Genomic DNA, 17,495 nt, shown 5'->3' on the forward strand with positions numbered 1-17,495 from the left:
CTCCGGGCAGTGGGGTGTCAGGAACGACGCCAGACGGTGCCGATCTGAGTGCCGGCCCACATCGTGGTGGTGTGCGGGACGCGGGTCATCGAGTACGGGGTCACGGTGACGGGCGGGGTGGCGCGGGTCCATGACGCGCCGTCGAAATGCAGCAGGTGGGCGGGGTCGCGCGGGCTGGACAGCCAGACGCCGCCCTGCCCGTCGGAGGCGATGGAGCCGAGGAACCCGACCGCGGACAACGGCTCCACCGCGCCGACCGGGTCGGACGGACCGGGGATCGCGTGCACGGTGAACGCTGAGCCGTCCCAGTGGTGCAGCGTCGGCGGCGGGAACAACGGGTTCTGTTCGAGAGCGTAGAACCAGACGTCGTCCGGGGCGACGTAGTCGATCTGCAGGATCCAGTGGGGCCATTGCGACCCCCACGGAATGCGCGTCCAATCCGCGCCGTCGAAGTGCCACAGCGGGGTCGTCGTGGTTTGCGAATCCCCTATGCCACCGGCCCAGACGTCCGAGGCGCTTCCGGCGGCGATGGCGTTGAGCCCAGAGGACTCGGGCAGGGTGAGCGTGTTCGTCCACTGTCCGTGCCGCCTGACCGACACCGTGGCGGCGTCCCCGCTGAATCCGGTCGCCCACAGCCCGCCGGTCCGGTCCAGGTCGATGGCCTGGAGTCGCTCGCCCACGGGACCTGCAACCGTCGTCCAGTGGCGTCCGTTCCAGTGCAGCAGGTCGGTGCGCTCCTGAGCGTTCCGGCCCGCGACAATGGCCCAGGCGCTCGCGGCGTGCCGGGCCCGGACGTCGTTGACGACGGCGAGCCCCTCGGGCAGCACGGCCCGCGTCCAGCCGCGCGGGGTCCCGTGCAGCATGACGGCGCGCGCGTCCGGCTGGAAGGCGTTCTCGGTACCACCGGCGAAGACGTGCCACCGGTCCGGTGCGGCGATGCCGAACACCTGGCTCCGTCCAGCCGGCGGCGGGACGGGCACGTCGACCCACTCCCCCGGCGGCGGAGCGGCGGCGCGCACCGGACCGGAGAGCGTCCCTGCCACGGCGGTCCCCACCAGCGCAGCACCGCCCAAGGCGAAGGCACGTCGCGACAGCAGGCGGTCCGGCGGGAATCGATCCACAATGCCTCCTCAGGCGAACGAGCATCCACGCCAGTATTTAGTGGCAAGGTTTGGAGGATCCACTCCCTGACCTCTTACGGCCAGCGGCTCGCGTGAGCAACGTGCATTCGGGCCAACACCGCACGAAGCCCGGGCCGCCGCAGATCGGGGAGGCGGGTTTCGTGCGGCCTGGTCGACGAGTTACCAGGGCACCACGCCGGCGTCTTCGAAGAAGGAGCCGGTTGGGCCGTTGTCGGGCAGGGTGGCCAGCTGGACGGCTATGGCGGCGCCTTGCTGGGGGGTGCGGATGCCGCGGAAGCCGTTGAGGTCGGTTGCGCAGTAGCCGGGGCAGGCGGCGTTGATCAGGATGTTGGTGTCGTGCAGTTCCTTGGCGTACTGGAGGGTCACGGCGTTGAGAAACGTCTTGGAGGGCGCGTAGGCGGCGGAGATCGGGCCTACGGCCTCCACGCCGGACTGGGAACTCTGGCGGGTGAGAGACCCGACGCTGCTCGACATGTTCACGATCCGCGGTGCGGCGGACCGCCTGAGCAGCGGCAGCATGGCGTTGGTGACGCGGATGACGCCGATCACGTTGGTCTCCACGACCGTTCGCATGGTCGCGGGATCGACGGTCGTGGGCGTCTGCGGCATCCCACCGGTCACCCCGGCGTTGTTGACCAGCACGTCGAGCCGTCCGAAACGCTCGGAGAGCAGGGAGGCCGCGGCGGTGACGCTCTCGTCGGAGGTCACGTCGAGGGGTACCGCGAACGCGTCGACCCCCTCGGCGCGGAGTTTCTCGACGGCCGCCGAGAGCCGCTCCGGGGACCTGGCCCCCACGCCGACGGTGTGGCCGAGGGCACCGAGCCCGACGGCGATCTCGTATCCGATTCCCTTGTTGGCGCCGGTGATCAGCGTGATCTTCTGTTCGCTCATGCCCGAAATCCTGGCCGTACGGCGGAAAGCACTCCAACACCGCCTGAGTAGCACTCGATACCTCACGGGTATTAATGCCGGGTACGGTGAGAGCATGGAGACGCGAGAGTTGCGGTACTTCGTCGCCGTCGCCGAGGAACTCCATTTCAGCCGCGCCGCCGAGCGCCTCGGGATCGCCCAGCCGCCCCTCTCGCGGGCGATCAAGCAGATGGAACGCCGCCTGGGCGTTCAGCTTCTCGAACGCACCAACCGTACGGTCGAACTCACCGAGGCCGGAAAGGTCCTGCTCAGAGAGGGCCGGGCCGCCCTCGACGCGGTCGACGCCGCCACCCGCCGCACCCGCCGCGCCGCCGCCGGGGAGCCGAAACTGGTGCTGGTCACCAAGGCCGGGGCGTCGGGTGAACTGCTGCCGAAACTCCTGGACGCCTACGCCGCCGAGCCCGACGCGGTCGCCGTCGAGGTCCTGCTGTGCGGGATCGGAGAGCAGGAGCGGCTGCTCCGCGACGGCCGGGCCGACGTGGGCCTGCTGCACAGGCCGTTCGACTCGACGACCGGCCTGGACATCGAGGAGCTGAGCACCGAGGGCCAGATTCTGGTGCTGCCGAAAGGCCACCCCCTCGAAGGCCGTACGGACCTGCGCATGGCCGACATCGCCGACCTTCCACTGCCACGCTGGCCGCACTGCGACGGCGGCTACCCCGACGGTCCGGGACCCGAGGTGCACGACCACGCCCAGCTCCTGCAGCTGATCTCGCTGGGCAGGGCGGTGGCCCTGCTGCCGGAGACCGCCCGGACCCATCTCCGCCGCGACCTGGCCTTCGTACCGATCCTGGACGCGCCGACCGTCACCACCGTGATCGCCTGGCCGCCGCACAGCCGATCCCTGGCCCTCGCCGGACTGATCCAGACCGCCACCCGCCTCTAGAGCCGGACCCTACGCCGGCTCACGCCGCGGGCGGCGCAGGGGTGCCGGCCGGCCGGTATCGGAGGCTGGGGGTTCACGCTCCCCCGCCGGAGGCGGCGAGGGTCTCGGCGGGGCACGTCGCCGAGACCCTCTGGGGGGGTGAGGTCAGAGGTCCAGGTCACCGGTCTTCACGCGGTGCCCCGTGGACGGGTGTCGTGACCGCGTTCGCCGTGATCGAGGGTTTCGCCGTCCTCAACGTGATCCCCGTGGACCCGGCGCGGCGCGCCCTGACGATCGGTTGCCGCTACAGCAGGCACGGGGCGTGGTGGCTCTACCACGTCCACACCGGCGAGCTCATCGGGCCCGCGAACGACCTGGCCGCGGCGGCACGCCAGATCAGGAAGCGGTTGGAGGCGGCATGACTCCGCACCCCCGAGAGCGGCGCGGCGGCGTCGCCGAGGTCGGCCGCCTGAGCGGCGCCGGGCACGGCGGAGGCGGGACAGCGACCGGGCCGATGGGATACCCGGCCAAGCCCGAGGCCATGGGCGCGCTGATCTCCACCGTGTTCGCCGACCGGCTGCTGGAGCGCGGCGTCAAGTACGCGCTGAAGGAGGACATCGCGTTCGTCAGGGCATGCGCCGCAGGCCCGGATCCGAATTCCCGGCACGACAGGGCGCCGTAGCCGACGCGCCGGGGGCCGTGGGAGGTTCTCGGCGGTTCCTCGGAGAGGGGCCAGGACACGCGGGGAATGGTGCGTCGCGTGGTCCGGTGGGGCGACATAATGGCGCGAACTGTCACGAACCAGGTGCGCGCGACGAACCCCCGCCGGGACCGGCGAATATGCGGTCCCTGGATGGGAAGACGATCTCTGGTCCGTGGCGGTGGACGGGACACCCAGGGGGAAGGCAGGGGGGCGGGTCCGCCGTGACGCATGCAGAAAAGGGATTTCCCGGACAGCGAGGAACGGTTCCGCGTAGGTTTCGGACCCCGGTCGCGCTGGCGTTGCTGGCGGTGCTCCTTCTCGTCGCGTGCTCGACCTCCCACCGCGCGGTCGGCGAAAGGCCGGGCAAGGCGGCTGCGGCAACGCCGGAGACTCCGGAAGTACCCGAGAACGCCAAGCCCGGCACGGCGGACTGGCAGGTCCGCCGCAAGGGCGCCGAGCACGAGATCGAGGGGTACGCCGACCGCGTGAGCGTGCTGCCGGGCCAGTCGTTCCGGCTGTTCGTCTCGACCACGACGTCCGGGTTCACCGCCGAGGCGTTCCGGATGGGCTGGTACGGGGGCGCGAACGCGCGGCGCGTGTGGCGGTCCGGGCAGGTGCCCGGCGTCCGGCAGGCGGCGCCCCGGATCGACCGGAAGACGCGCACCGTGTCGGCGCCGTGGCGGCCGTCGCTCACCGTCGCCACGGCCGACTGGCCCGCGGGCAGCTACCTGATCAGGCTGACCGCCGCGTCGGGCGCGCAGCGGTTCGTGCCGGTGACCGTCCGCTCGACGGACACCGCGGGACGGGTCGTGGTGCTGAACGCGACCACCACCTGGCAGGCGTACAACAAGTGGGGCGGCTACGACCTGTACGGGGGGCCGTCCGGATTCTCCGACCGGTCCTACGCGGTCAGCTTCGACCGCCCCTACGACAAGAACGGCGCGGGCAAGTTCCTGACCTACGAGCAGCCCGCCATCGCCCTGGCCGAGAAGGCGGGCGTGCCGCTGGCGTACGCGACCGACAACGACCTGCACGCCGACCCCGGCCTGCTGGGCAAGGCGCGCGGACTGCTCACCCTCGGGCACGACGAGTACTGGTCGACGGCCATGCGCCGGCGCGTGACGCAGGCCCGCGATCAGGGCGTCAACATCGCCTTCCTCGGCGCCAACGCGGTCAACCGGCACATCCGGTACGAGGCCACACCGCTCGGCGCCGACCGGCTGGTGGTCTGCTACAAGGACTCCGCCGCCGACCCCGTCTCCCGGACGAACTCGGCCGAGTCGACACAGGACTGGCGGCTGCCGCCGAAGCCGCGGCCGGAGAGCGACCTCATCGGCATCCAGTACATGTGCTTTCCGGCGGAGGGCGCGTTCACCGTCCACCGGCCCGATTTCTGGCTGTTCCGCGGCACCGGTGTGCGCGCGGGCACCCGGTTCCCCGGCATGGTCGGCCCGGAGGCCGACGCGATCGCCCCCGGCGGGCCGACACCGCCGACACTGGAGATCGTCGGACGCTCCCCGATCAGCTGCGGGGCCGGCACGGCGGTCGCGCACGCGTCCTACTACACCACCCGCAGCGGCGCGGGGGTGTTCGCCACGGGCACCATGCGCTGGGTCTGCGCGATGCGCGGCAAGGCCTGCGGGCACGGCGTCAACGAGGCGGGGCGCGCCTTCGTCACCCGGGTCACCGACACGCTCGTCCGGGCGATGGCCGCCGGCCCGCTCGGCCGCAGCCACCCGTCCCGCCCCAACACCAAGCAGCTCACCGCCGCCCCCTGAGGGACCCGGCGCGGCAGGACGGCCGCGGCTACGGCCGCCACCACAACGGCGGACGTCCGCCGGAACGGACGCAGCGGTCGCGGGTCGGTCGTTGCGGCGGGCGGTGGCCCGCCGCGTCAGTCGTCGAGGATCTTCACCAGCAGCGTGACGACGGCGACGCCCACCCCTATGGGGATGGCGGCGGCGGGTTTCAGCGCGGCGGCACCGGCGGCGGCGCCCGCCGTGAGGATGATCAGCAGCGCCCGGGACGTCAGGAGGGGCCGCGCCTCGGGCGGGGCGGGGCGGGACTCCCGTTCGTGCTGGCTGTCCATGATGACCTCGTTCTCCAGGGGGTTGGCGGACGGCCCGGCCGCCACGACCGCATGCCCCATCCTCCTGAAAGTACCGTGCAGATGCAAGTGCAGCAGAATGCATATGCATCAGGCGCTCCGCCGCCGCAGGATCATAGGATGTCGATGCTGCACTCGGTGGCTACGGACGGCGGGAATGGTGATGGGCGAACCGGCAGGCCAGGCTCTCAGGCCGGGGCCGGGAGGAGGCCGACCGGCGCCGGGGGGCTCGACGGTGCAGCGCATCCTCCTCGGCTCCCAACTGCGGAGGCTGCGCGAGGCGAAGACGATCAGCGCCGAGGACGCGGGCTTCGCCATCCGGGCCAGCCAGTCGAAGATCAGCCGCATGGAGCACGGGCGCGTCGGGTTCAAGGAGCGGGACGTCGCGGACCTGCTCACCCTCTACGGAGTGGTCGACGAGGCCGAGCGCGAGACGTTCCTGGAGTTGGCGCGGCAGGCCAACTCCCCTGCCTGGTGGCACCAGTACTCCGACGTCATGCCGTCATGGTTCGAGCCCTACATCGCGTTCGAAGAGGCTTCGGCGCTCGTCCGCTGCGTGGAGTCCCGGTACGTCCCCGATCTCCTCCAGACCAGCGAGTACGCCCACGCGATCGCCGCGCTCGAACCGGCGGACCTCACGCTCGACGACGCCTCGCGCCAGACCGCGTTCAAACTACGGCGCCAACGGCTCCTGAAGGGCGACGCGCCGACGCCCGTATGGTTCCTGCTGGACGAGGCGGTCCTGTACCGAGCGGTCGGCGGACCCGACGTCCTGCACGAGCAGCTCCGGCACTTGGCGGAGGTCGGTTCTCACTCCCCTGTGACGATTCAGATAGTCCCGTCCACAGCCCCGCGACGGGAGGACGGGCCGTTCGTCCTTCTCCGCTTCGCGGAACACGCGCTGCCGGACGTCGTGTTCGTCGAGCACTCCAACTTCGGCCTCTATTTCGATCGGGCTTCGGACGTCGAGTGGTACGTCAAGCAATTCGACATACTCGCCAGCGTGGCGATGAGCCCCAAAGGATCCATGCGCCTTATCCGAGAACTGGCCGAGCGCCGCTAGCGGTTCCGTCTACCGATAAGCGCATTCGGTTCCAAGAACCTGCCCTACGTGCGGCGACGTCTCACGGCGAAGGCGGCTGGAGTCTCCACAGGGTGTGGACGGTCGACCTCGGGCGCGGAACCGAGCAGCACCCGCGGCCGCGCTCTCAGGGGCGGTGGAGGCTGTCCCTGAGGCCGCTCGTCCAGTGGACGGTCAGGGTTTTCGCGTGGACGGAGAGCCCCCGGAGGACGGGCCTCCGGGGGTGCCGGTGGAGGCGGGCCCGCCGCCGGCGGTCGGGGGGATCGAGGGCTCCGATCCGCCGCAGCCGCCGGCGAGCAGGGTCAGGGCGGTCATGCCCGCCAGGGCCCGCCTCCGCGAGTCGTCTCCGTTCCTCGAGGCCGGGCTCTCAGCGGCGGGCCGTGACCTTGTAGGTGACCTTCTTCGGAGCCGGGGTCGGCGCCTTGACGGCCTTCCGCTGGGTCGTCCCGGCCTTGAGCATCTGCTTGAGCTTCGTGGCGACCGGGCCGGACGCCAGGCTCTGCGGCGTGTTGCTCGCGTTGATGCCGTTGCCCAGGTTGAGGACGCCGGTCATCTTCATCGAGTTCTGCGACGCGGGCGACGGCAGGCCCATCATCTGGTTGATGACGCCGTCGAGGATCCCGAACGGACCGCACCCCTTGGCGGCCGGGACGTCGATGGGCGCCTCCAGGGAGATGGCTCCCGGGACGAACCCGAGGTGCGGGTCGCCGTTCGGCGCCCCGGCCAGGAAGGTCGTCGGCAGGCTCGCGTTGATCGGACCGATGACGCAGGTGGTGCCGAGCAGCGGATTGTTGAGGTGCACGTTGAGCGGCACCCGGACGGCGAGTCCGGTGTCGGTCAGGTAGAGGTGCACCTTGCCGGCCAGCGTCTGGCTGATCGTGAGGCGGTTGACCTCCCACATCGCGGCGGGCGACTTGCCGAGGATCGGGCCGATCAGGGGCAGCTGCCCGATGAGGCCGCCCTCCACCTCCACCGGCTTGGAGACGAGCTGCTCGCCGACCACGGGCGGGTCGAGGACGAGGTCGCCCGTCTCGTCCGGCGCGCCGAGGGAGCCGGTGATGCGGATGGCGCCGTTCGGCAGGCTCTGGTCGAACGTGCCGATCTTGACGTTGCCGCCGGTGGTGACCTGCGTCTGGCAGAGGGTCTCCACCGCGCACTGGTTCTGGAAGCGGGCGCCGGGGACGGGGCTGCTGCCCGGGGTCGCGGTGGGCACCGCCGGGTGGGACGAGCCGGACGGCGGGGCGGCCGGGTCGAAGTGCCCGACCAGGCCGCGGCCGGGCTCGGTGAACCAGAGGTGGCCGCCGGGGCCGCTGATGATGCGGGTCGGCGCCGACAGGGTCGCCGGCAGCGGGTACTCGGCGATCTCGCCGGTGGCTGGGTCGAGGCTGCCGATGTTGCTGGCGGCGGCCTCGGTGAACCACAGCTTGCCGCCGTGCGCGACGATGCCGGTGGGGTCGGAGTCGGGGCGCCCCGGGGCGTACTCGGCGACCTCGCCGGTGGCCGGGTCGACGGAGCCGATCCTGCCGACGCCGGGCTGGGTGAACCAGACCTTGCCGTCCGGGCCGGACACGATGTCGCCCATGCCCGGGTAGCCCTGGTTGGTGAACGGCGTCTCGTAGGAGGTGACCGCACCCGTGGCGGGGTCCAGCCGGCCGACCAGGCCGCTGTTGTCGCTGAACCACACCGCCTGGTCCGGGCCGACCGTGACCCCGTACGGGGCGAGGCCCGTCGCGTACGCCGTGACGTTCCCCGACGGGTCGACGCGGCCGATCGTGCCGGAGAAGGCGCCGGTGACCCACACCGACCCGTCCGGACCCGGCGCGATTCCGGCGATCTGCGCGTTGGCGAAGTTCACGTCGCCGGTCGTCGGCAGTTCGAAGAGCGTCGCGGCGCCGCTCGACGGGTCCACGCGTCCCACCCTGGGGACGCTGTAGGACAGGTCGGTGAACCAGACGGCCCCGTCGCTCGCGGCCGTCATCGCGTCCGGGATGCCGAGCTGGCCCTGCGAGTTCTCGCTGACCTTGAACTCGGTGACCTTGCCGTCGGCGCCGATGCGGCCGATGCCGCCGGCGTTCGCGGCGTACCAGACGGTGCCGGACGGTCCGGCGGCGAGCCCGACCGGCGCGACGTCCGGCACCGGCAGCGCCACCTCGGTCACCTGGCCGTCGGCCGACGCCGACGGCATCGCCGCGAGCGGGCTCAGCCCGAGCACCGCGGCGAGGGCGATGGATCCCGCCCGTGTACGTCGATGGCGCATGCCATCGCCTCCTATGGTTCCTCATCCCCGAAAGCCGACAGGAGTAGCGGTGATCGTGAAGGATCACGGTGATCGTGAAGGATCACAGGGGGCCAATAGAAACTCTTGAGTGTCCAGAGTCAAGCAAGATCGTGAGAACGGGCCGCAACCGGCCAAGCGGTACACCGGAACGTTCCGGACCGCATCGACCGCCCGGACCACGGCCCGGCGGGCGGGGCCGTGGTCCGGAAAGGCGGCGGGCCGGAAACGCGTCGGCGTTTCCGGCCCGCCGGGGGTGGGCGCGGAGGGCTGCGGGGTGGGTCGGCCTCCGCGGATCATGTGCGCCGGATCAGCGCGTCACGGCTCAGGTGACGTTGATCTGCGGGAAGGTCCCGCCGCTGTTCTTGACGATGTACGCGCCGCTCAGCGAGGCGGTGTCGCCGTTGTTCGCGATGCCCAGGCAGCCGGAGGTGACGTTGCTGATCGTCAGGCTGGCGCCGCCGGCGGTCAGCTTGCCGGTGCTGTTGGTGTAGGAGCCGGCCGCCGTGCCGTTGATGTCCATCTGGCAGAGGCCGAAGGCCGCCGAGGCGTGCGCGGAGATGCCGCTGATGCTGCCCGGCGTGACGCCGCCCGACGTGGCGCCCGTGACGTTCACCTTCCAGGGGAGCGCCTTCGTGGTCACGGTGAAGGTGAAGCCGCCGCCCTTGCAGTTGGTGAACCCGATCGAGCTGAGCGAGCCGACCTGGAGCGGCGAGCCGCCGCTCGTGGTCCCGTTCGGAATGCTGCCGGAGCCGGTGGACGCGGTGCAGGTCACCGCGATGCCGGTGGTGGTGTCGGTGATGACGAGGTTGCCGGAGTTGGCGGCGGTCACCGAGCCGCCGTTGGTCACGGTCGCGGTGAGGGTGGCGGCGCTGGCCGCGGGAGCGAGGAAGAGCGCGAGAGCGGACGCGCTCGTGGCGGCGAGGGCCACCGAGGTGATCTTACGCACGGGGAATGACCTTTCCTGGGGGTGGGACCGGGTGCCTGGGGACGGGCACGGGCCTTCCTGCGTGGGTGGTGTGAGCTCACCATTCACCTACCAGCCAGTACGGTAAGCGGAGATTTTCACGGCCGACAAGGCTCGGAAGCGGGGACGACGCCGATTCCGGCAAGGTCTGTCAACGGCTGAGTAAAACGCGCCGCGCGGTTTGTTCGCCGATGAGGAGGCGATGGTCGGCGGTCAACGGTCCGACCGGAAAGCGCCATGCGGCCGCGCCGATATCCGCGCCCCCGTCAACTCTCCGCGACGTATGCCTGTCAGTGACCATATTCCCTTTCGCGGCACCGTTCCGAGGCCTTTTCCGACTAGAGACCCCTGGGTATTTTGAACGGCATGTCGGTTCCGGTTGGACAGGCCGCTCCGGCGCGCGGCGGGGACGGTGCGAACATCCGTCCCGAGCCGGCGCCTCCCGAACTCGTCGAGGTCCTGCGCTCGGGGCTCCCCGGACTGGCCGAGGAGATCTACACGGCCGTCCGCACCACCGTCCCCGACTACGCGGTCGCGGACGGCGGCCCGCCCAGCCCGGAGCGGGTGGTGCGGGAGACCATGCGCACGTACATGGCGCGCTTCGCCGACCCGGCCGAGCCGCTCGACGGCCTGCTGGAGCTGCTGCACTCGTTCGGGCGCAAGGAGGTCACGGGCAACCGCAGCCTGGAGTCCCTGCACGCCGCGATCCACATCGCCTTCGACACCTCCTGGCACCGGATCACCGAGGTGTGCGTCCGCAACAAGGTCTCGGGCGCCGATCTGGCCCGCGTCGCGGAATTCCAAATGGCCTTCATGGACCAGATAATCGAGCCGATCGTCGAGGCCTATCTGGACCAGAGCCTGAAGGCGCCGGTCGACCTCGTCCATTCCCGCAGGCTGCTCATGCAGGGCCTTTCCACGCGTCCGGTCGCCTCCCGCGAGACCGTCGAGCACCTCGCGGCGAGACTCGGGTGGAACGTGCCGGAGACCGCCACGCCGGTCGCGGTCCGCCGCGGCACGCGGTGGCGACCGGCCGCCGAACGCAGCGACGTCCTGTCCGCCCTCGGCGGGTCCGCGCCCTGGCTGCTCGTGCCCGGCGAGGTCGACGAGGCCCGGCGCACGCTGCTCGGCGCGGCGCTCGACCGCGGGCCCGTCGCGGTCGGCCTGACCGTGCCGCTGGACGAGCTCCCCGACGCGCTGCGCTGGGCGCGCGGCGTGCTCGCCCTCGCCGCGGACGGCGTGATCGACGCGCCGCCGCTGATCCGCGCCGAGGACCACCTCCTCGACCTGTGGCTGACGTGCGACCCGCCCCTCGTGGAGGAGCTCGCGCGGCGCAGGCTCGGCGGCCTGGCGGACCTGCCGGAGGCCAAGGGGCGCGCCCTCACCGAGACGCTGCGGGTCTGGCTGGAGCAGTGGAGCACGGCGGCGGACGTCGGGCGCCGCCTGCACCTGCATCCGCAGACCGTCCGGTACCGGCTGCGGCAGATCAGGAAGGAGGTCGGCGGCCCGCTGGACGACCCCGAGACGCGCTTCGTCCTGGAGGCGATCCTCAAGGCCCGCCGGCGGACGCCGCCGGAACGGCCCGCTTCCTGACCTCAGCCTCCCGACCCCCCGCCCCCCACCCCCAGGGAGCCCGTGCGATGCCGAGGCCGCTCTCACCCCCGGAGTCCGACGATCTGCGCAAGCTCGTCGCGGCGCTGTCGCCGGACGTCCGGACGACCGTCGTCCCGGGCCTCGTCGACGAGATCGTGGAACGCATCCGCGCCGCGATCCCCGCCTACGCGCGACCGCCCGGAAGCGCTTACAACCGCGTCCTGCATACCGCCGTCGAACGAAACGTCCTCGGCTTCCTGGACTGGCTGGCCGACCCCTCCCGACCGCTCGACCGCCGGGATGAGCTGTGCCGCAAGATGGGCGCGTTCGAGGCGATGGAAGGCCGCCCGCTCACCGTGCTCCAGTCGGCCTACCGCGCCGCGACGCAGGTGGCGTGGTCCCGCATCCGGGCGATGCTGGACGACCGGGTCGCGTCCGTCCTCGCGGTGTCCGCGCTGGCCGAGGCCGTCATCGACTACATGGACGAGGCGGCGGCCCTGTCCAGGGAGGGCTACGAGAAGGCCAAGGCGGAGGAGTGCGGAGGACGCGCCGCCGCCCGGCTGGCCCTGCTGCGCGCCCTGGTCGCCCCGGCGCCGTCCGTCGAGCCGGACCCGGCCGCCGACTGGCCGCTCCCGGACGAGGTCACGCTGGTCGCCCTGCCCGCCGGGACCCTCCCGGTCAGCCCCCTCCTGGACGCCGACGTCCTGCTGGACCCGGAGGACCCCGCGCCGTACCTCCTCGTCCCCGGCCCGCTCACCGGCGAACGGCGCGCGATGCTCGAAGCCGCCCTGGCCGGGGACCGCGCCGCGGTCGGCCTGACCGTCCCGCGCGCCCGCGCCGCCGACTCGCTCCGCTGGGCCAGGCGCCTGCTCGACCTGGGGGACGTCCTGCACGACGGCACGCTCACCCTGTGCGAGGACCACCTGATGAGCCTGTGGCTGCTGGCCGACGGAGCGTTGATGGACCAGATCACGCGCCGCGGCCTGGCGCCCCTCGCCCCGCTCAGCGACCGGCGCAGGCAGCCGCTGGTCGACACGCTCGCCGTCTGGCTGCGCACCCGCGCGCCCGCGACGCGGATCAGCGAGGAGCTCGGCGTGCACGTGCAGACCGTCCGGTACCGGATGCGCGTCCTGGAGCACCTCCTCGGCGACGAGCTCGCCGACCCCGGCACCCGGTTCGCCGTCGAGGCCGCCCTGCGCGCCCACCGGCTCCGCGCCCGCGGCGCCGGCGACCGGCCGGTGCCCTGCCCGCCCGACACCGGAGCCTGAGCCGCGTGCCCTGACCTGCTGGGACGCACCGCCGTCCCGCCGCGGAACTTGATCAACGATTGACCGCGGGCTGCCTTTCGGCAGCCGACCGGCCGGGCAGTGTGCCCAGTGCATGCCCGGTGGGGCGGCCTCCCGATGGTGCTCTGCCGCCGAGGATCTCCGACGACGGGGAAGGGAGCGCGGTGGAGACGACAGCGGTGCTGGACCGGTGGCAGTTCGGCGTCACCATCGTCTACCACTTCCTGTTCGTGCCGCTCACGATCGGGCTGGCCTTCTTCGTCGCCGCGATGCAGACCGCCTGGTACCGCACCGGCAAGGAGCACTACCTGCGGATGACGCGGTTCTTCGGGAAGCTCTTCCTGATCAACTTCGCGCTCGGGGTGGTCACCGGGATCGTGCAGGAGTTTCAGTTCGGCATGAACTGGTCGGTCTACTCCCGGTTCGTCGGGTCGGTGTTCGGGGCGCCGCTGGCGATCGAGGGCCTGGTCGCGTTCTTCCTGGAGTCCACCTTCATCGGGCTGTGGCTGTTCGGCTGGGATCGGCTGTCCCCGCGCGTGCACCTCACGATGATCTGGCTCGTGGTGGCGGGCACGTGGTCGTCCGCCTACTTCATCCTGGCGGCCAACACCTGGATGCAGCACCCCGTCGGCTATGCGATGAAGGGCGGGCGCGCCGAGATGACGTCGCTCGGCGACGTCCTCCTCCAGCCGCTCCAGATCACCCACTTCTTCCACACGATCGCCGCGTCGCTGGTGACGGCCGGGCTCCTGGTCATCGCCGCGTCCGCGTACCGGCTGCGCAAGGCCCGGCGGGAGGGCGTCGCCCCGGACGACGCGGACGTGACGCTGTTCCGGGCCGCCGCGCGCGGGGCGCTGTGGGTGACGGCCGTCGCGTCCGTCGTGGTGATCGGCGTGGGGCACTTCCAGGCGCAGATCCTGGTGAAGCGCCAGCCGATGAAGATGGCCGCGGCCGAGGCGCTGTACGAGACGCAGGCGCCCGCGCCGCTGTCCCTGCTGGCGATCGGCCCCTGGGAGAAGCACCCGGAGCGCACCAACGTCGACATCGTCATCCCGCACGGCCTGTCGGTGCTGTCCACCAACAGCTGGAACGGGCGGATCCGCGGGATCGACGACGTCCAGCGCGAGTACGAGGCGCGGTACGGCCCCGGCGACTACACGCCCATCATCGGCAGCATCTACTGGTCCTGGCGCGTGATGATCACCGTCGGGTTCCTCGTGCTGCTGTACAGCGCCGCGTGGCTGTGGATCGTCTTCCGGCGCGGCTGGGCGTGGTCCCGCTGGTTCGCCTGGACGGCCTACGCGTTCCTCGCGCTGCCGTTCCTCGCCAACACGGCCGGCTGGCTGGTCACCGAGATGGGGCGACAGCCGTGGATCGTCCAGGGCCTGCTCAGGACGCACGACGCGATCTCCCCGATGGTCGGGACGGGCCACGTGATCGCGACGCTGGCCGGCTTCGCCGCCGTCTACGGGGTGCTCGCCACGATCATGATCTGGCTGATGGTCCGGGCGATCCGGATCGGCCCCGAACGTCCCGCCCCCGACCTGACCCGCGAGGACGCGCTGCCGCCCATGCTCCACTGACCGTCCGGTACCCCGCCTTCAGGAACACGGCCCGCAGGAACCCGGCTCCGCCCGAAGCCCGAAAGGTGCGTCACACCATGGAGACCGCAGGGCACTTCGACCTCCAGACGCTGTGGTTCGTGCTGATCGCGGTGCTCTGGATGGGCTTCTTCCTGCTGGACGGCTTCGACTTCGGCGTCGGGATGCTCTACCCGTTCGTCGGCCGCGACGACCCGGAGCGGCACGCGCTGCTCGCCACGATCCTGCCCGTGTGGGACAGCTACGAGGTGTGGGTCATCGTGGCGGGCGGGGCGACGTTCGCCGCGTTCCCGGGCTGGTACGCGAGCATGTTCTCCGGCTTCTACCTGGTGTTCTTCGGGATCCTGGTCGCGCTCATCGTGCGGGGCGTCGCCATCGAGTACCGCAACAAGCACGACGACCTCTCCTGGCGCCGCCGCTGGGACGTCGCGCTGCCGATCTCGTCCCTGGCCATCCCGTTCCTGCTCGGCGTCGTGTTCGCCGCGATCACGCGCGGGGTGCCGATGGACCCGCGCGGCGACGTCACCGGCGGGCAGGGCGTGCTGTTCACCGGCTACTCGGTGCTGGCCGGGTTCACGCTCGTGGCGGCGTTCGCGCTGCACGGCACGCTGTTCCTCGCCTTCCGCACCGAGGGCGGCCTGGAGGAGCGGGTACGCCGCTTCTCCCTCACGATCTACCCGGTCGCGGCGGTGCTGCTGATCGTGTTCACGGTGTGGACGGCCGTGCAGGCGTCGTCGTCGGCGCCCTACACCGTGCCGGTGTACGTGCTGCTCGGGCTGAGCCTTCCGGCGGCCGCGGCGTCCGGGCCGCTGATCTGGCTGAAGCGCCCCCTGGCCGCGTTCGCCGGGACGTCCGCCGCGGTCGTGCTGCTGGTCGCCGCGCTGTTCGCCCGGCTGTACCCGCGGGTCATGGTGTCGTCCACGGCCGGCTCGCCGAGCCTGACGATCTACAGCACCGCGTCCAACCACTACTCGCTGGTGGCGATGACGATCATCGCCGGCGTGTTCGTGCCCGTCGTGCTCGTCTACCAGATCTGGGCGCTGTGGGTGTTCCGGGCGCGGCTCTCGCGGGAGGACTTCGCCCACCCGCCGACCCCGCTGCACATGATCACGAAGGGGCGGCGGCCGGGCGGCTCGTCGTCCGGCGGCGCGGCCGCCGAGGGCGGGGAGTAGGCCGCGGATGCGCGCCCTCGACCCCTGGCTGCCGCGGGACGTCCCCGGCGTGCGCCGGTTCCTGGCGGCGGCGGGAGCGGCCGCGGCCTGCTCCGCGGCGCTCACGATCGCGCAGGCCGCGCTGTTCGCCCACGTCGTCGTCGCCGGCTTCCTCGGGGGCCGCGACGTGCGGGACGTCCTGCCCGCGCTGCTCGGCTTCGCGGCGGTGGGCGCGGCGCGCGCCGCGCTCGGCTGGACGTCGGAGACCGGCGCCCGCACGGCCGCGTCCCGCATGGTCCGCGAGCTGCGCGGCCGGGTGCTGCGCCGGATCGTGCGGGCGCGCCCGGGGAGCGTGCCGTCCGGCGAGGCGGTGACCGCCACCACGGACGGCGTCGAGGCGCTGGAGACCTACGTCGCCCGGTTCCTGCCGCAGCTGATGACGGCCGCCCTCGCACCGCCCGCGATCCTCGCCTGGGTCGCCTTCCGGGACGTCGCGTCGGCGCTGGTCATGGCCGGGACGCTGCCGCTCGTCCCGCTGTTCGGGGCGCTGATCGGCCGCTCGACCAGGGCGCGGACCCGGGAGCGGTGGCGTGCCCTCGCCCTGATGAGCGGCCACTTCCTCGACGTGGTGAACGGGCTGACGACGCTGCGCGCCCACCGCCGGGGCCGCGCCCAGGCGTCCGCCATCGCCGCGACCAGCGACCGCTACCGGCGGGAGACGATGCGGGTCCTGCGCACGGCCTTCCTGTCGGCGTTCGTCCTGGAGCTCGCCGCGACCCTCGGCACGGCGCTGGTCGCGGTCGGCATCGGCCTGCGGCTGACCACCGGCGCCATCGGCCTTGAGGCGGGCCTCGCGATCCTCGTCCTCGCGCCGGAGCTGTACGGGCCGCTGCGCGGGCTCGCGGCCGAGTTCCACGCGGGCGCGGACGGGCTGACGGCGTCGCGGCGGCTGTCCGCGCTGCTCGCGCTGCCTCCCGCCGTGCCGGCGCCCGCGCGCCCGCGCCCGGCCGCCTTCGGAACCGTCCGGCTGGAGGACGTCACCGCCGGATACGACGGCCCGCCCGTCCTGACCAGGATGTCGCTGGAGATCGGCCCAGGGGGGCGGACGGCGCTCGTCGGGGACAGCGGCGCGGGCAAGAGCACCCTGCTGGCGCTGCTCCTGCGGTTCGTCGAGCCGTCGTCCGGGCTCATCACCGTGGACGGCACGGACCTCGCCGCGTTCGACCCGGACGAGTGGCGCCGGCTGGTCGCCTGGCTGCCGCAGCGCCCCCGGCTGCGTCCCGGCCCGGTGGCCGAGGCCATCGCCCCGGCCGAGCCCGGTGGCCTGAGCCCGGCTGCCGCCGCCGAACTCGCCGGCGCCACGGCCCTGCTGAACCGCACGGTGGGCGAGGCTGGCGCCGGACTCTCCGCAGGCGAGGTACGCCGCGTGGCCCTGGCGCGAGCACTGGCCCGCCCCGTCCCACTCCTCCTGCTGGACGAACCGACCGCCCACCTGGACCCGACCACCGCCCAACATGTGACCGACGCGCTCCTGACCCTCAGCGACCGCACGCTAGTCGTGGCCACGCACGACCCAAGGCTCGCCGAAGGCGCAGACCAAGTGATCAACCTGACCCCCTCCCCCACCGGAGCCTTCGCGTGAGCGGCTGCCCGCTGGTCCCCGAGCACGAGCCGCCACCGGCCGCGGACACCGCCGGTCGACAAGACCAGGCCCGCTACCGACGCCCTCGCGTCAATGGGCGCTCGCCGGTCGTCGGGCACGAGCCGCGGTCGGCCGAGGACGCCGCCCGAGAG

General features: G+C 72.2%; 15 protein-coding genes. 10 read left to right on the forward strand and 5 right to left on the reverse strand.

Going from position 1 to position 17,495, the window contains the following annotated elements; genetic code table 11:
* Positions 1-17: 17 nt before the first annotated feature.
* Complete coding sequence (locus AB0C21_RS06505) at positions 18-1,121, reverse strand: beta propeller repeat protein (RefSeq protein WP_500203025.1); 1,104 nt, start codon at positions 1,119-1,121, stop codon at positions 18-20.
* Between the two features lie 180 nt (positions 1,122-1,301).
* The gene (locus AB0C21_RS06510; protein ID WP_500203026.1) at positions 1,302-2,033 is read right to left on the reverse strand and encodes an SDR family oxidoreductase; all 732 of its coding nucleotides are present in this window, start codon (positions 2,031-2,033) and stop codon (positions 1,302-1,304) included.
* Between the two features lie 94 nt (positions 2,034-2,127).
* Between AB0C21_RS06510 and AB0C21_RS06515 the strand changes: the two genes are divergently transcribed.
* The 4 genes from AB0C21_RS06515 (at position 2,128) to AB0C21_RS06530 (ending at position 5,418) form a co-directional block, all read left to right on the forward strand.
* Complete coding sequence (locus AB0C21_RS06515) at positions 2,128-2,958, forward strand: LysR family transcriptional regulator (protein WP_500203027.1); 831 nt, start codon at positions 2,128-2,130, stop codon at positions 2,956-2,958.
* Between the two features lie 194 nt (positions 2,959-3,152).
* Positions 3,153-3,359: a hypothetical protein gene (locus AB0C21_RS06520; protein ID WP_500203028.1), complete on the forward strand. Its 207-nt coding sequence runs from the start codon at positions 3,153-3,155 to the stop codon at positions 3,357-3,359.
* Positions 3,356-3,619 carry a hypothetical protein gene (locus tag AB0C21_RS06525; RefSeq protein WP_500203029.1) on the forward strand — a complete coding sequence of 88 codons (264 nt, stop codon included), beginning with the start codon at positions 3,356-3,358 and terminating at the stop codon, positions 3,617-3,619. The genes AB0C21_RS06520 and AB0C21_RS06525 overlap by 4 nt, the downstream gene beginning before the upstream one ends.
* A 329-nt stretch (positions 3,620-3,948) precedes the next feature.
* A complete protein-coding gene (locus AB0C21_RS06530) occupies positions 3,949-5,418 on the forward strand; it encodes a N,N-dimethylformamidase beta subunit family domain-containing protein (RefSeq protein WP_500203030.1) in 1,470 nt (489 codons plus the stop codon).
* A 116-nt stretch (positions 5,419-5,534) separates the two neighbouring features.
* On the opposite strand, the gene AB0C21_RS06535 is transcribed toward AB0C21_RS06530, so the two are convergent.
* Positions 5,535-5,789 carry a hypothetical protein gene (locus AB0C21_RS06535; protein WP_500203031.1) on the reverse strand — a complete coding sequence of 85 codons (255 nt, stop codon included), beginning with the start codon at positions 5,787-5,789 and terminating at the stop codon, positions 5,535-5,537.
* A 193-nt stretch (positions 5,790-5,982) separates the two neighbouring features.
* Between AB0C21_RS06535 and AB0C21_RS06540 the strand changes: the two genes are divergently transcribed.
* Positions 5,983-6,810: a helix-turn-helix domain-containing protein gene (locus tag AB0C21_RS06540; protein WP_500203032.1), complete on the forward strand. Its 828-nt coding sequence runs from the start codon at positions 5,983-5,985 to the stop codon at positions 6,808-6,810.
* Positions 6,811-7,195: 385 nt separating this feature from the next.
* On the opposite strand, the gene AB0C21_RS06545 is transcribed toward AB0C21_RS06540, so the two are convergent.
* Together AB0C21_RS06545 and AB0C21_RS06550 are read right to left on the reverse strand one after the other, a co-directional pair.
* Positions 7,196-9,085 carry a Vgb family protein gene (locus tag AB0C21_RS06545; RefSeq protein WP_500203033.1) on the reverse strand — a complete coding sequence of 630 codons (1,890 nt, stop codon included), beginning with the start codon at positions 9,083-9,085 and terminating at the stop codon, positions 7,196-7,198.
* 343 nt (positions 9,086-9,428) lie between these two features.
* Positions 9,429-10,052, reverse strand: a complete 624-nt coding sequence (locus AB0C21_RS06550; RefSeq protein ID WP_500203034.1) for a PraA/PraB family alkane oxidation protein activator — start codon at positions 10,050-10,052, stop codon at positions 9,429-9,431.
* A 384-nt stretch (positions 10,053-10,436) separates the two neighbouring features.
* On the opposite strand from AB0C21_RS06550, the gene AB0C21_RS06555 reads away from it, so the two are divergent.
* From AB0C21_RS06555 to cydD, 5 genes are all read left to right on the forward strand, one after another.
* Positions 10,437-11,663, forward strand: a complete 1,227-nt coding sequence (locus AB0C21_RS06555; protein WP_500203035.1) for a PucR family transcriptional regulator — start codon at positions 10,437-10,439, stop codon at positions 11,661-11,663.
* Positions 11,664-11,710: 47 nt separating this feature from the next.
* Positions 11,711-12,931 (forward strand): PucR-like N-terminal domain-containing protein, encoded by a 1,221-nt coding sequence (locus AB0C21_RS06560; protein WP_500203036.1) that lies wholly within the window; start codon positions 11,711-11,713, stop codon positions 12,929-12,931.
* Positions 12,932-13,113: 182 nt separating this feature from the next.
* On the forward strand, positions 13,114-14,532 hold the full coding sequence (locus AB0C21_RS06565) for a cytochrome ubiquinol oxidase subunit I (protein WP_235036858.1): 1,419 nt from the start codon (positions 13,114-13,116) through the stop codon (positions 14,530-14,532).
* Between the two features lie 77 nt (positions 14,533-14,609).
* Positions 14,610-15,722: a cytochrome d ubiquinol oxidase subunit II gene (gene cydB / locus AB0C21_RS06570; protein ID WP_500203037.1), complete on the forward strand. Its 1,113-nt coding sequence runs from the start codon at positions 14,610-14,612 to the stop codon at positions 15,720-15,722.
* 7 nt (positions 15,723-15,729) lie between these two features.
* A complete protein-coding gene (cydD, locus tag AB0C21_RS06575) occupies positions 15,730-17,343 on the forward strand; it encodes a thiol reductant ABC exporter subunit CydD (protein WP_500203038.1) in 1,614 nt (537 codons plus the stop codon).
* Positions 17,344-17,495 lie beyond the last annotated feature (152 nt).

Source organism: Spirillospora sp. NPDC049024 (assembly GCF_040649235.1).
GTDB lineage: Bacteria > Actinomycetota > Actinomycetes > Streptosporangiales > Streptosporangiaceae > Spirillospora.

Bases quoted from the DNA above. Each gene is read 5' to 3' on its own strand.
- AB0C21_RS06510 (WP_500203026.1), bottom strand. From the start codon at position 2,033: ATGAGCGAACAGAAGATCACGCTGATCACCGGCGCCAACAAGGGAATC.
- AB0C21_RS06515 (WP_500203027.1), top strand. From the start codon at position 2,128: ATGGAGACGCGAGAGTTGCGGTACTTCGTCGCCGTCGCCGAGGAACTC.
- AB0C21_RS06525 (WP_500203029.1), top strand. From the start codon at position 3,356: ATGACTCCGCACCCCCGAGAGCGGCGCGGCGGCGTCGCCGAGGTCGGC.
- AB0C21_RS06535 (WP_500203031.1), bottom strand. From the start codon at position 5,789: ATGGGGCATGCGGTCGTGGCGGCCGGGCCGTCCGCCAACCCCCTGGAG.
- AB0C21_RS06545 (WP_500203033.1), bottom strand. From the start codon at position 9,085: ATGCGCCATCGACGTACACGGGCGGGATCCATCGCCCTCGCCGCGGTG.
- AB0C21_RS06555 (WP_500203035.1), top strand. From the start codon at position 10,437: ATGTCGGTTCCGGTTGGACAGGCCGCTCCGGCGCGCGGCGGGGACGGT.
- AB0C21_RS06560 (WP_500203036.1), top strand. From the start codon at position 11,711: ATGCCGAGGCCGCTCTCACCCCCGGAGTCCGACGATCTGCGCAAGCTC.
- cydB (WP_500203037.1), top strand. From the start codon at position 14,610: ATGGAGACCGCAGGGCACTTCGACCTCCAGACGCTGTGGTTCGTGCTG.
- cydD (WP_500203038.1), top strand. From the start codon at position 15,730: ATGCGCGCCCTCGACCCCTGGCTGCCGCGGGACGTCCCCGGCGTGCGC.